General features: G+C 68.5%; 14 protein-coding genes. 8 read left to right on the top strand and 6 right to left on the bottom strand.

The window, feature by feature from the left end; all coding sequences use genetic code 11:
* Positions 1 to 47: 47 nt before the first annotated feature.
* The 4 genes from DW306_RS13925 to DW306_RS13910 all read left to right on the top strand — a co-directional run bounded on the left by DW306_RS13925 (position 48) and on the right by DW306_RS13910 (position 3,918).
* Positions 48 to 1,385 carry an extracellular solute-binding protein gene (locus DW306_RS13925; protein ID WP_136056195.1) on the top strand — a complete coding sequence of 446 codons (1,338 nt, stop codon included), beginning with the start codon at positions 48 to 50 and terminating at the stop codon, positions 1,383 to 1,385.
* 64 nt (positions 1,386 to 1,449) lie between these two features.
* Positions 1,450 to 2,331 carry a sugar ABC transporter permease gene (locus tag DW306_RS13920; RefSeq protein WP_136056194.1) on the top strand — a complete coding sequence of 294 codons (882 nt, stop codon included), beginning with the start codon at positions 1,450 to 1,452 and terminating at the stop codon, positions 2,329 to 2,331.
* Between the two features lie 2 nt (positions 2,332 to 2,333).
* Positions 2,334 to 3,251, top strand: coding sequence for a carbohydrate ABC transporter permease (locus tag DW306_RS13915; protein ID WP_136056193.1), 918 nt, complete (start codon positions 2,334 to 2,336; stop codon positions 3,249 to 3,251).
* Positions 3,252 to 3,255: 4 nt separating this feature from the next.
* Positions 3,256 to 3,918 (top strand): aspartate/glutamate racemase family protein, encoded by a 663-nt coding sequence (locus DW306_RS13910; RefSeq protein ID WP_136056192.1) that lies wholly within the window; start codon positions 3,256 to 3,258, stop codon positions 3,916 to 3,918.
* A 14-nt stretch (positions 3,919 to 3,932) separates the two neighbouring features.
* Here DW306_RS13910 and DW306_RS13905 read toward each other — a convergent pair whose 3' ends face one another.
* Complete coding sequence (locus DW306_RS13905) at positions 3,933 to 4,913, bottom strand: sugar-binding domain-containing protein (RefSeq protein ID WP_240747203.1); 981 nt, start codon at positions 4,911 to 4,913, stop codon at positions 3,933 to 3,935.
* Between the two features lie 150 nt (positions 4,914 to 5,063).
* On the opposite strand from DW306_RS13905, the gene DW306_RS13900 reads away from it, so the two are divergent.
* The 4 genes from DW306_RS13900 (at position 5,064) to DW306_RS13885 (ending at position 9,833) form a co-directional block, all read left to right on the top strand.
* Positions 5,064 to 6,566, top strand: coding sequence for a DUF4038 domain-containing protein (locus DW306_RS13900; RefSeq protein ID WP_136056191.1), 1,503 nt, complete (start codon positions 5,064 to 5,066; stop codon positions 6,564 to 6,566).
* Positions 6,567 to 6,577: 11 nt separating this feature from the next.
* Positions 6,578 to 8,662 carry a beta-galactosidase gene (locus tag DW306_RS13895; RefSeq protein WP_136056225.1) on the top strand — a complete coding sequence of 695 codons (2,085 nt, stop codon included), beginning with the start codon at positions 6,578 to 6,580 and terminating at the stop codon, positions 8,660 to 8,662.
* Between the two features lie 173 nt (positions 8,663 to 8,835).
* Entirely contained in the window at positions 8,836 to 9,147 is a 312-nt protein-coding gene (locus DW306_RS13890) for a helix-turn-helix domain-containing protein (RefSeq protein ID WP_168429338.1), read from the top strand.
* 8 nt (positions 9,148 to 9,155) lie between these two features.
* The gene (locus DW306_RS13885) at positions 9,156 to 9,833 is read left to right on the top strand and encodes a PIN domain-containing protein (protein ID WP_168429337.1); all 678 of its coding nucleotides are present in this window, start codon (positions 9,156 to 9,158) and stop codon (positions 9,831 to 9,833) included.
* Between the two features lie 387 nt (positions 9,834 to 10,220).
* Here DW306_RS13885 and DW306_RS13880 read toward each other — a convergent pair whose 3' ends face one another.
* From DW306_RS13880 to DW306_RS13860, 5 genes are all read right to left on the bottom strand, one after another.
* Positions 10,221 to 11,075 (bottom strand): phosphogluconate dehydrogenase C-terminal domain-containing protein, encoded by an 855-nt coding sequence (locus DW306_RS13880; RefSeq protein ID WP_136056188.1) that lies wholly within the window; start codon positions 11,073 to 11,075, stop codon positions 10,221 to 10,223.
* Entirely contained in the window at positions 11,072 to 11,869 is a 798-nt protein-coding gene (locus tag DW306_RS13875; protein WP_136056187.1) for a TIM barrel protein, read from the bottom strand. Before DW306_RS13875 ends, DW306_RS13880 begins: the two co-directional genes overlap by 4 nt.
* Positions 11,866 to 12,642 (bottom strand): triose-phosphate isomerase family protein, encoded by a 777-nt coding sequence (locus DW306_RS13870; protein WP_136056186.1) that lies wholly within the window; start codon positions 12,640 to 12,642, stop codon positions 11,866 to 11,868. The genes DW306_RS13875 and DW306_RS13870 overlap by 4 nt, the downstream gene beginning before the upstream one ends.
* Positions 12,642 to 13,112, bottom strand: a complete 471-nt coding sequence (locus DW306_RS13865) for a ribose-5-phosphate isomerase (protein WP_136056185.1) — start codon at positions 13,110 to 13,112, stop codon at positions 12,642 to 12,644. The genes DW306_RS13870 and DW306_RS13865 overlap by 1 nt, the downstream gene beginning before the upstream one ends.
* Positions 13,105 to 13,259, bottom strand: a 155-nt coding sequence (locus DW306_RS13860) for a DAK2 domain-containing protein (protein ID WP_136056184.1), incomplete at its 5' end; no start/stop codon positions are given. The genes DW306_RS13865 and DW306_RS13860, both read right to left, overlap by 8 nt.

Genomic DNA, 13,259 nt, shown 5'->3' with positions numbered 1-13,259 from the left:
TCAGAGTCATACCCCGCATCGCCCTGCACTTCGTCAAGGAGGACGTCATGAACATCCACAGCACCCGCGGCCGTAAGTGGCTCGCGCTCGGAATCGTCGTCGCGGCGGCACTGCCGCTCGCCGCATGCGGCGGCTCCGGCGACACCGGCAGCGGTGGCGGCGGTTCCTCCGACGGAGGCACCGATCCCGAGGCGTTCACCGTCATGACGGCGAACGAGAACACGGTCATCGGCCCGACGCTCGACGCGCTCGCGGCCGACCAGTGCAAGGCCGAGAACGAGGCGCTCCCCATCGAGCACCAGAAGATCGCGCAGGCCGACACCGTGCAGCGCATCACCCTCCTCGCCAGCCAGAACGCTCTTCCCACGCACACCATCGCGGGCACCGCCCTCATCCGCCCCGACGGCGACCTGGGCGCCGCCGGCCTGGTCGGCGACCTGAAGGCGGCGCTCGAAGAGAAGGACGCCTGGGACAACGTGCTCCCCGCCGCGGCCTCCACCGTCGAGCAGGTCTACGGCGGCTTCGTCTCGATGCCGTACCAGTACAACATCGAGGGCATCTTCTACAACAAGCAGATCTTCGAAGAGCTCGGCCTCGAAGAGCCGCAGACCTGGGATGAGCTCGCCGACGTGTCGCAGGAGCTGCAGGACGCCGGCTACACCGCCATGGCGCAGGCCGGCGCCGCGGGCTTCCCGCTCACCCGCCTCCTCGGCATGTACATCTTCCGCAACGTCGGACCCGACGCCATGCAGGCCGTCGCCGACGGCGACGCGAAGCTGACCGACCCCGAGTACGTCGCCGGCGCCGAGGCGCTCGCCGACTACGCCGCGAAGGGGTACTTCGGAGACGGCTTCTCGACCCGCGACGCCGACGCGACGTCGAACCTGTTCCTGACCGGCAAGGCCGGCATGGCGTACGACGGCACCTGGCTGCTGAGCGCGATCAACGACCCGGAGCGCAACCAGATCGGCGGCGAGAACGTCGGGTTCATGCCGTTCCCGGCCGTCGACGGCGGCAAGGGCTCGATCGACCAGTACCCCGCGAACGCGGGAGCGCCGATGATCATCGACGCCGGGCAGTTCGGACCGAAGGTCAAGGACTGGGTCGCGTGCATCTCCGAGAATTACGGCCAGCAGGCGCTGCAGGACACCGGCTCGATCTCGGGCTTCGCAGTGAACGGCGAGGTCACCGACATCAGCCCGAACACGCTCGACATCCAGGAGCGCATCTCCGACATCGACGAGACCGTACTGTGGTTCGAGGCGCTGATGGACCCGAAGAGCAACTCGCTCGCGTCCACCAACGGCACCCTTCTCACCACCGGCCAGATGTCGCCGGAGGACTACATGGCGGCACTGCAGGACAGCATCGACGCCAACCGCTGACCCGGAAGCCGACTCCTCACCGTCCGGGTGAGGAGTCGGCTTCTTCCGAGAAAGGACCGAGCGAATGAACTCGATCTTCGGAGATCGCAAGACGATCTTCATCCTGCTCGGCCCCGCCCTTCTGCTGTACACGCTGCTGAAGATCGTGCCGGTGCTGTGGTCGTTCGGCCTGTCCTTCTTCGAGGGCAACACGCTGCGCGGGTTCGACTTCGTCGGCATCGAGAACTTCACGACGTTCTTCACCGACAAGGCTGCGCTGCAGTCCCTCGGCGTCAGCGTGTTCTTCGCCATCGTCGCGACGATCGGCCAGGTCGCCCTCGGGTACGGTCTCGCGCTCCTCTACGTGTTCGTGCTGCGCAAGGGATCCTCCATCGTGCGCACGATCGTCTTCTTCCCGGCCATCCTCCCCACCGTCGCCGTCGCTCTGCTGTTCAAGAGCTTCGTCGCCGTCGGCGACAATCAGGGGCCGGTCAACGACATCATCAACTTCTTCGGCGGTGAGAGCGTCGAGGTGCTCGCATCGACCGCCGGCACCATGGCCACCGCGATCGTCATGACGCTGTGGAGCTCGATGGGCTTCTACGCGGTTCTGCTCTACGCCGGCCTCCTCGACATCCCCGAGGAGATCATCGAATCCGCTCGACTCGACGGGGCGAACGGCCTGCGCCTGGTGAAGAACATCATCCTGCCGCTGTCGCTCCCGATCCTGCTGTCGTCGATCATCTTCAGCCTGAACTCCACGCTCAAGGTGTTCGACAGCCTCCTGGCTCTGAACAACGGGCAGCCGGGAACCTCGACCGCCCCGCTGACCCTGTACATGTACCGCACGTCGTTCGAGTACGCCGAGTACGGCTACGGCTCGACCATCGCCCTCGTGCTCACGGTGCTCTGCCTGGTCTTCACCCTCGCGATCTTCCGATCGCAGCGACGCAAGGCGGAGGTCTGAGCATGACGACGACGACGCAGACGCAGACGCAGCTCACGGTCGCGACCCCGACGGTCCAGCGCCCCCGTCCCGGGCAGGCGCGACGCACCGCCGTGCGCACGGTCCGCCGCATCCCGGTCTGGATCCTGGTCGGGCTCCTCATGGTGGTCGTGCTGTATCCGCAGGTGTGGATGCTGCTCGGATCCTTCAAGACGCAGTCGGAGTTCCTCTCGGACCCCGCCCTCTCGCTGCCGAAGACCTGGCAGTTCGACAACTACATCTCGGCCCTCACGAACGGCGACGTGGCGCGCAACTACCTGAACAGCCTCATCGTCACCATCCCGTCGGTGCTGCTGATCGTCTTCATCGGCGTCGCTGCGGGGTACGCCCTCGAGGTCATGATCTGGAAGGGTCGCAACGCGGTCCTGCTCTACGTGCTCGCGGGCATCATGGTGCCGGGGCAGATGATCCTCGTGCCGCTCTTCATCGTCTACTTCCGACTCGGCCTCACCAACACGATGCTGCCGATGATCATCACGTACACGGTGATGGGACTGCCCCTGACGACGTTCCTGATGGCGACGTACTTCCGCGCCGTCCCGCGCGAGATCTTCGAGGCCGCGACGGTCGACGGCTCGGGGCCGCTGCGCTCGTTCTTCCTGATCGGGATGCCGATGATGCGGAACGCGATCCTGACGGTCGGGCTCGTCCAGTTCTTCAGCGTCTGGAACGACCTGCTGATCGCGCTGACGTTCACCACGAGACCGGAGCTCGCGACGATCCAGGTCGGCCTGCTCAGCCTCAGCGACGAGTACGGCTCCACGCAGTATGGCCCGCTGTTCGCGGCCGTGAGCCTGAACATCGTCGTGCTGATGATCGTCTTCCTGGCGCTCAACAAGAAGATCATGGCCGGCATGGCCGGCGGTGCTCTGAAAGGATGATCCGATGACCTCCCGTGCCCCCCGCGTCGCCTTCCTGCACACCGGCGCGGTCGTGATCCCGCCGGTCGCCGACCTCGCGCGCGAGCACCTGCCCGGGACTGCGACGGTGAACTACCTCGACGACAAGATCGTCGCCGACCTCGGGGATCCCGAGCGGGCGGCGTCCGTGCCGGAGCGCCTGATCGACCTGGCTCAGGCGGCCCGGGCCGGCGGTGCCGACCTCGTCATGTTCACGTGCTCGTCGATCTCGCACCTGGCCGGTCCGACGGCGGATGCCGTGGGCATACCGGTGCTGCGGATCGACGAGGCCATGGCCGACGATGCCGTGACGGCGGGGGAGCGGATCGCCGTGCTGGCGACCCTGCCGACAACGCTGACGCCCACGCTGGCCCTGCTCCGCGAGCGGGCGGAGCTCGCCGGACGTGCGCCGGAGTTCGTCAGCGAGGTCGTCGCCGGGGCCTTCGAGGCCGTCGCCGGTGGCGACAGGGCGACGCACGACCGGCTGGTCGGCGGGGCGATCGAGCGCCTGGCCGCGGATGCCGACGTCGTCGTGCTCGCGCAGGCGTCGATGGCCAGCGCGGCCGAGGGCGTCGACGTGTCGGTGCCGGTGCTCACGAGCCTCGACCCCGGCATCCGTCGGTTGAGTGAGGCCGTCGCGGCGCTCTAGGCGCGGCGCAGCCGTCAGATCGTCTCGGCGAGACGCTCGGCCGTGTGCAGGTCGGTGACCAGCGCCGTGACCCAGCCACCGGCGATCGCGCCGCGGATGGCGTCGATCTTGCGCTCGCCGCCGGCGATGCCGACCCGACGGGGGATGCGCAGCAGCTTGTCCACGGGAATCGCGATCACGCGGTCGTCGATCTCACCGGTCACGGCCGAGCCGTCGATGCGGAAGACGTGGTGGCAGATGTCGCCGACCGCACCCTCGGTGAGCAGCTGGGCGCGTTCGTCATCGGCGAAGGCGTTGCCGCTGGTCGACAGCACATCGGACGGCTCGATGCTGCCGATGCCCATGATGGTCATCGTCAGCGATTCCCAGTGGCGCATGGTCTCCTGCATCGACGGGTCCCGCAGCAGGCTGTCGCGCACGGCCGGGTCGGCGACGATGCCGGGCGCCTGAACGTAGATCGGATCGGCGCCGAGCATACGGGCGAGCGCGGCGAGGAGACGGTGGGAATGTCCCTGCACCTCGGGGGCTCCGGTGCCGCCGAGCAGCTGCACGACCTCGATCGCCCCGCGGGTGGGCAGAGGGCGCATCCGGTCGGTCATCGCGAGCACGGAACGGCTCCACGACGAGACGCCGATCCGGTCGGTGCCCGAGAGCGATGCCTCGAGGTAGCCGGCGGCCCCGGCGCCGATGGCGGCGAGCAGCTCGGCCTCGTCGGCATCCGGCTCCACGTCGACGATGATCGCCTCGGACAGCCCGTAGCCCGCTTCGAGGCGCTCCTCGAGCTCGGCGTGCACTCCGGGGGCGACGGTGACGATGGTCCGCACGATGCCGGCGGTCTCGGCGCGCTTGAGCAGACGTGACACCTTCGCCTGCGAGATGCTCAGCGCTGCGGCGATCTCGGACTGTCGGATGCCGCGTTCGTGGTACATTCGCGCCACCTTGGTCAGCAGGCGCAGCTGCCCGTCGACGGGGGTGGCGATCGGGGTCGACGACACGAGTCTCTCCTGCTTCCTCTGTAGCGGATGCACATTCGCTGATGAAAGTATATTCTCGCAGACCCTCCGTGAATAGAGATTCGGGTCGTGAGAATTATGCAAGACTGGAGATTCCGACGCCCGGCCACGGGTGGTTTCTCCAGGAGGATGATGATGTTCCCCAGGTACGACTCCGTCGAGCTCGTTTTCGAGGGAGCGGAGCGCCTGCCGGTCGGTGCCGAGCCGCCCTTCTCGGTGCGCCTGCGCAACGGTGACGAGGAGATCGTGGCCGCGGGGTTCTGGGATGGCGGAACCACGTACCGCGTGCGCGTCTGCCCCGAGTCGGGCGGTACCTGGAGCTGGACGGTGGAGGATGCCCGCACGGCGCTCGATCGCACCTCGGGGTCGTTCGAGGTCGAGGGCGGAACCGGGCACGGTCCGGTCCGTGTCGCGCACCGCTTCCACTTCGCCCATGCCGACGGCACGCCCTTCCGGCCCGTCGGCACCACGGCCTACAACTGGCTGCACCAGCACGAACCGCTGTTCGCCGCCACGGTCGACGACATCGCCGAGGTGGGCTTCAACAAGCTGCGCTTCATGGTCTTCCCGCAGGGCGGCGGCTATGTCGAGCACCTGCCGACCGTGATGCCCTTCGTCAAGACCGACGGTCGCTGGGACGTCAGCCGCCCCGTGCCCGAGTTCTTCCAGCGCCTCGACCGTGCCGTCGCACTGCTCGGCGCCCGCGGCATCCAGGCCGACGTGCTCATCTACGACGCCTACGATCGCGGCCAGTTCGGGTTCGACAGCCTGACCGAAGAGGAGGACGCCGTCTACCTGCGCTACCTCGTGGCGCGGCTGTCGGGATATGCGCACGTGTGGTGGTCGCTGTGCAACGAGTTCGATCAGCTCGAGCGCCCCGACGACCGGTGGGACCGCACCGGCGCGCTGCTCGCCGCCGTCGACCCGCACGACCACCTGCGGTCGATCCATAACTGGATCGAGATCTACGACAACAACCAGCCCTGGGTCACGCACGCGTCGATCCAGAACGGCGCGGCGACGGAGGATTTCGGCCGCGCGAGCCTGTACCGCGACGTCTGGAAGAAGCCGGTCGTGCTCGACGAGATCAAGTACGAGGGCGACATCCCCGACCGCTGGGGGCACCTCGACGGTCCGGAGCTCGTACACCGCTTCTGGGTCACGACCGTCGCCGGCTGCTACGCCTCGCACGGCGAGAGCTTCCGCACCGAGAGCGGCAGCCTGCACATCGTCGAGGGCGGTGTGCTGCGCGGTGAGTCGCCGGCGAGGATCGCCTTCCTGCGCGGCATCCTCGACGACCTGATCGTGCCGGGACTCGATCCGATCGACAAGTGGGACGACCCGGCGCATGTCGCCGGCTGGCATCGCCAGCAGTACCTGCAGTATCTCGGACGCTCGGCACCCTCGTCGTGGTCGTTCCGGCTTCCCGTCGGACAGCCTGGCGAGAGCCCGAAGGTCGGCGACGTCTTCGAGGTCGACGTCATCGACACGTGGAACATGACGATCACACCGGTCGGCCGGCCCTTCACCCTCACCGAGGTGACCCGCAACGAGGCGTTCGATCGTGCGTCGGCGCCGGTGGATCTGCCCGCGGGCGCGTCGATCGCCCTCCTCATCACCCGCGTCGAGGCCTGACCGTGATCGAGATGACAGGCGGTGCTCGGGGCTCATGGGACCGTGGGCCGCGGCTCGGCGCGGCGTACTACAACGAGTACCTCCCCGACCCTTCCCGGCTCGAGACGGATCTGCAGCTCATGGTCGACGCCGGGATCACCTGCATCCGCGTGGGGGAATCGGTGTGGTCGACGTGGGAGCCGCGCGACGGCGAGTTCGATCTGGAATGGCTCGCACCCGTGCTCGACGGGGCGGCCGAGCACGGGATCGACGTCATCCTCGGCACCCCGACGTACGCGGTGCCGCCGTGGCTCAGCCGGAGGCACCCCGAACTGGCCGTCGTCCGGAAGGACGGCTCCTCGGTGCCGTGGGGAGCGCGCCAGGAGATCGACTACACGTCCGAAGTCTTCCGCGGCTATGCCGAGCGGGTCATCCGGGCGGTGCTCGGCCGCTACGGTCGGCATCCGGCGGTCATCGGCATCCAGCTCGACAACGAGGCGGGGCTGCACCTCATCCACAACGCGCACGTGGTCGAGCGCTTCCGCCGCGGGGTCGCGGAGCAGTATGGAGACGTCGAGACGCTCAATCGCGAGTGGGGCCTGACCTACTGGTCTCATCGGATCTCCGCCTGGGACGAGCTGTGGGCGCCCTCGGGCAACACGACGCCGGCATACGACCTCGCCTGGCGTCGCTTCCAGGCCGAGCTCACCGCGGACTTCATCGGCTGGCAGGCCGGGATCGCACGGGAGTACATCGCCGACGACACCGTGCTCACCACCTGCATCGCGTACCAGCGGCCGGCCATGGACGACGTCGCCGTCGGCGCGCACCTCGACATCGCGAGCGGCAACGCCTACTACCTCGCGCAGGACTCCCTCGACTACGCGCGGGAGGGTGCGGGCGGCCAGTGGTACGCCGACGACGTGCCGCAGCTGATCCTCAGCGCCGAGCGGATGCGGGCGACGAAGCAGGCGCCGTTCCTCGTCACCGAGACCGGCGCCGCCTCGATCGGCGGCGCCTGGCTGACCCGGCCTCCGTATGACGGACAGCTCGCGCAGGTGGCGTGGCTGCTCGCCGCGCGCGGGGCGCGGCTCGTGTCGTACTGGCACTGGCACACGCTGCATTCGGGTGCGGAGGTGCACTGGGGTGGCATCCTCGGCCACGACCTGCGACCCGGCCGGGTCTACGACGAGATCGCGGAGCTCGGGCGGCAGTTCGCTGCGGCGTCGGAGTGGGTGGCGGATGCCGAGCCGGATGCCGACATCGGCATCGTCTACGCCCATGACAGCGAGTGGATGATGACCTTCGAGCCGCCGCTCCCCGGGCCGGGTGACGCGCCGGACCGCGGGTCCTACGCCCGCATCGTCGGCGCGTTCGGCCGGGCGGCCATCGACGCGGGGCTGCAGGTCGGGTACGTGAACGAGCGTCAGCTGAAGGATGCGGTGGAGCTGGTGTCGCGGTTCCCGACGCTGATCGTGGCCGGGCTGTTCGCGGCATCCGATCGCACGCTCGAGATCCTCGCCGAATACGCGCGGCTCGGCGGTCGTCTCATCGTCGGACCCCGCACCGGATACGCCGACGACCAGGGACGGATGCGGGTCTCGACGGCGCCTGCGGTTCTCGGACCGCTCGCCGGCGTCGCCTACCGCGAGTTCGCGGCGCCGCCCCAGCCCGTGCCGCTCGAGCGCGACGGAGCCGTCGTCGGCGAGGGGCGCGGATGGATCGACGCGCTGGAACCGGGGGAGGCGGAGGTGCTGCTCGGGTATCGGCATCCGCTCTACGGGCGATGGGCGGCCGTCACCCGTCGCGCGGTCGGCGAGGGAGAGATCACGGTCGTCGGGACGCTGCCCGATCGAGACTCGGCCGCGCGGGTGATCGCCGACGTCTCAGGCCCGCCGCGATCGCTCGCGCTGCTGGGGGACCGGCCGCGCGGCGTCACCGTGCATTCGCTGATCGGCCCTCGGGGGAGAGTCTGGGTAGTCCACAACTGGTCGCCGAACCTCACGGAGATCGAGCTGGCCTCGTCGGTCGCGTCCGTCGTGGATGAGGCGGTGCTCGAGAAGGGTTCCGTGGTCGGGCTCGCTGCATGGGACGTCCGGGTCTGGCGAGAGGTGTGAGGGAGCCGATATCCCCGACACGTCCGGCTCGACGATGACGGCCGCGTTCATGATGACGACCATTGGTCTGAGCGCGCTCTCGCGACGTGCCAAGCGGCCAGAGGTCTGGTGAGTCAATGCCGCATGTGTCAAGATGGACAGATAGAGTCACTTACTGTCCAGGAGGCGTGATCATGAGCACCTTGCTGAAGCTCGAGCGGAAGCCCGCAGGAGCGAAGTGGCGCGAAGACCTGCTCAAGAAGATCACCGCAGAGCTCGACGCCGGAAGGATCGTCACGATCGACGTTCAGACGCCGACGATGACGCCCCAGCAGGTTGCTCGAGAACTGGGTCTATCCCGCACGACCGTGCTGCGCAGGATCGAAGCGGGAGAGCTCCGTGCGTCAAAGCGCGGGAACCGCAACGTCATCGCCGTGGCGGACTTCAAGGAGTTTCGAGCCAGCTACATCGGTGAACTCGGCGCGGCGTTCGCGGACGATTTCTGAACCCCGCCGTGCCCGGCAAGAGCCTGGTCTACCTCGACGCCAATGTCCTCATTCCGTCGGTGACGCGAGGCCTGCTGATCATCGGCGCACTGACATCGGACTTCCGCGTTTGCTGGTCTGGTTTCGGAGAGGCTGAGGCAGAACGGCACCAGCACGAGCGAGCGGCGAAGATCTCCGATCTGAGAATCCGCTTTGGCTGGGAGGTGCTCGTCCCGGAGATGGACCCGGCGGACATGGAGGACACAGACCCGAAGGATCAGCCGCACCTCGCCGCTGCGCACGCTGCGGGCGCCCGGCTGATCGTCACCGAGAACATCAAGGACTTCGGACTCGCGGATCTCGCCAGCCTCTCGATGTCGGTCGTCGCACCTGACCTGTTCCTCAGCACGCGGCTCACCGAGAACAGCTATGTCGATGTGCTCGATGCGCTGGCAGCCGGGCGCACGCGTGATCCGCGCACGCCAGAAGGCATTCACAGCCAGGAGGTCGCGCCGCGGTTGCCGGCGTTGGCCGAGAAGTTCGTGTCCACCCTCGACGTTCCTCTCGGCGCTCCCGCCAAGGGCGCGATGGCCGAGATCTTCCGTGGCTATCGGTGTGTCTGTTGCGAGGATGAGATGCCGAACTTGGACCACCCGTTATGTGGTTCATGTCGCCCGTCCGCTCCGGATGAGGCGTCTCCCTCGTGATCCTCGGAATCACCAGCGCCGCGCGCGAGACGCTCGTGTGGGCGCCGACAGCTGCTACAGGCAGCACGTGCTGAACCGCATTGTTGGCGGCTGCGACGCCGTGCGCTTCGCCGCGCTGCTGGGCATCGACCAGGTCATCAAGACCCGGCAGTTCGTAGCGCCTGAGACCCTCTGAGCCCGGGGACATTCAGTTCCCGTTCATCCCGTGCGCACGGCTGTCCAGCGCGTTCTTCCAGAACGACTCGCGCGCCAGGATCGTGTCGGCTCGCGTCTTGGGGGTGAGGCGCAGCGTGGATCAGAAGTGCCGCCAGCAGGCCCGTCGCAGATGCGTTTTCGATCCAGCCCGAGACAGGGTGGGGGACCACCGTGACGGCGGTCCCCCATCTGTCAGCGCTCGATGGCGTCGAGGTGCAGCATCCGCGCGAGGTTCTTGTCGAGCTCGTCGTCGCGGAAGATCTTCTTCCAGTCGTCCTTGATGATGCTCTCGCGGCCGTAGTCCATCGCGATCAGGCACGCGTCGGAGAACGGGTTGTCCCCGCGGAGTCCGTTCGCGAGCGCCACCTGCGTGTGGCCGTAGAGGATGCTGCGCGCCGCAGCCTCGGGAACGCCCATCGTGTTCACGGCCTCGTGGAGGGCTTCGTTGAGGAGATCGCCGATCATGCAGGCGACCGTCTCGACGAGTGTCGGCTCGAGCTGGGCGAGCTGCTTGATCGTGACCCAGTGCACGTCGACCACGGGGGCGTAGATCGCACGGACGGTCGCCTCGACGATGGCCTTCTTCGCCTCGTCGTCGCTCTCGATCGCGGCGATGGCATCCTGTGGGGCGGCGATGCCGCCGAACGTGTCGGCCCACTGCTCGGGCGTCTCGCGCTGCAGGAAGATCGACGGGTGGCACGGGTGCGCGACAGCCTGGATCACGTCGTCGCGAGTCGTCAGCAGACCCGCGTAGGCCGCGGCCGGGTCGAGCGTGAGCACGATCGCGCCGCTCTTGACCTGGGGGACCAGGTCGGCCGTGACGGGGCCGAGGGCGAGGTCGGGGACGGCGAGCACGACGATGTCGGCATCCGCGACGGCTGCCGCGGCATCCGTCAGCTCGCGCCCGGCGTCGATGGTGCGCTGCTGCCCGGCCGGCGAGTTCTCGACGTACCAGACGGTGTGGTCGGTCTTCGCCAGGTTGTTCGAGACGCGCATGCCCATCTTGCCGCCGGCGCCGATCACGGCGATCTTGTAGCTGTCACTCATGGTGTGGTGCTCCTCAGGTAGTCGAGTGCGGTGCGGGTCCATTCCCGCTCCGTGCGGATGGTGGTCTCTGCGTCGTCCTGCCAGGGCAGCCAGTGCTCGACGATCTCATTGATGTCGCGCTCCCGCGGTCGCACGGCGGCGAGAAGGTGCGCGTAGTCGTGCAGGCCGGTGCCCATGGCGGCGCCCGAGTATGTGAAGCCGACCCACCCGGGCTGTCGGGCGAAGGCGAAGTCCTTCACGTGGATGTTCTTCGTGAGAGCGGCGGTCTGCTCGACGCAGGTCTTCGGATTCTCGAGCTGCGCGACGACGTTCGCGGGATCGAGGCAGATCCCGAGGTTCGGACTGCCGACGCGTTCGATGACCGCGAGGAGATCGGCGGTGGGCACCTGCTCGTACGTCTCGAGCGCGAGCGTCACTCCGGCGGATTCGTAGGAGCGGATACTGTCGCGCAGTCGGGACTCCGCCTCGTCGAGGGTGGGCCGGGAGTCGGGGCCGTAGAGCATGCTGCGCACGACCCGGGCGTCGAAGAACGCGGCGAGCTCGAGGAAGCGGGCGAGGTGGGCGGGGTCGATGCCCTTCGTGCCGAGCTCGATCGTGAGTCCGAGGTCACGGGCGGCCGCGGCGGCGTCGCGCAGCTCGTCGTCGCTGAACTGCTCGAGCGGGGCGTAGTCGCAGATCTGGAACAGGTCGACGCCCTGCGCGCGGGTGTCCTCGAACGCGCCGACGAGGGTGAGAGGCGCGGACGCGCGGTCCGAGTGCTGCCAGAAGTAGGCATACGTGCCGAGACCGATCATGCGTGCTCCTCGGAGCGTCGACCGGCGAGTTGCGCCGCCTCGTCGAGCACGGCGACGAGGGCGTCGGGGTCGTGCGCGAACCGTCCGAGGAAGACGCCGTCGACCTCGTCGCCGAGCGCGGTGAGGAGTCCGGGGCCCGCGGCCCCGCCGTAGATCACGGCCGAGCCGGCGCGGTCGGCGTCGGCATCGAGGGCAGCGCGCAGAGCGGCGGCGACGATCCGGATGTGGTCGTGCGGGGCGGGCTCGGGTGCGCCGATCGCCCAGACGGGTTCGTAGGCGATGATCACGGCGCCGGCAGGTGCACCGGTGAGCGAGGCGTGCAACTGGTCGACCGCGACGGCGGCGGCATCTGCCGGGTCCTGACGTTCGGTCTCGCCGATGCACAGGAGCGGGGTGAGGCCGGCGCGCAGCGCAGCGGCGGTCTTCGCCGCGACGATCTCATCGGTCTCGGCGAAGAGGCGGCGGCGCTCGGCGTGGCCGATCTCGGCGATCGACGCACCCACCTCGGCGAGCTCGGATGCCGAGACCTCGCCGGTGAAGGCGCCGGAGTCCGCGGCGGCGACGTCCTGTCCGCCGATGCGCACGGGTGTACCGGCGAAGGCTGCGATCGCGGGAAGCACCTGCAGGAAGGTCGGGGTGAGGAAGAGTTCCACCGCGCCGGACTGCACGGCCTCGTGCGCGCGGATCCGCGCGGCGACCTCGTCGAACCAGGTCGCCGCCTGCCGATGACCGAAGTACATCTTCAGGCTCACGCCGACCGTGACCTTCGCCATCAGCACGACCCGGTGGACTCGTATTCGCCGATGACCGCCACCTTCTCGGCCGAGGCGCTGCTCGGGTCGAAGCGGTACGTCAGCCACTCGCGCACCAGGCGGCGCGCGAGCTCGATGCCGACGACGCGCTGGCCCATGGTGAGGATCTGCGCGTCGTTGGAGAGCACGCCCCGCTCGACCGAGAACGAGTCGTGCGCGGTGACGGCGCGGATGCCGGGCACCTTGTTCGCGGCGATCGCCACGCCGAGACCGGTGCCGCAGATCAGCAGGGCGCGGTCGGCCTCGCCGTTCGCGACGAGCTCTGCAGCGGCGATCGCGACACGCGGGTAGGCGGTGTGGCCATCGGCATCCACTCCGACATCGACGACGGACGCGACGCCGCCGCTGGCCTCGAGGTCCTTCTTCAGGATCTCCTTGTAGTCGAAGCCGGCGTCGTCGCTGCCGATCACGAGGCGGAGGGTGTCAGTCATGGGTATTCCTTTCGAGGTCGGCGAAGAGGTCGCCGACGGCGGTCACGATGAGCGCGAGCGAGTGCGCGCCGGGGTCGGGCGTGCCGACGCTGTGCTGGCCGTGAGCGCGGGCGCGCTGGCTAGCCTGTCGAAGTACCTCATCGCGTG

Source organism: Microbacterium sp. K24 (assembly GCF_004794465.1).
GTDB lineage: Bacteria > Actinomycetota > Actinomycetes > Actinomycetales > Microbacteriaceae > Microbacterium.
This window is presented reverse-complemented; position numbering and strand designations above follow the sequence as displayed.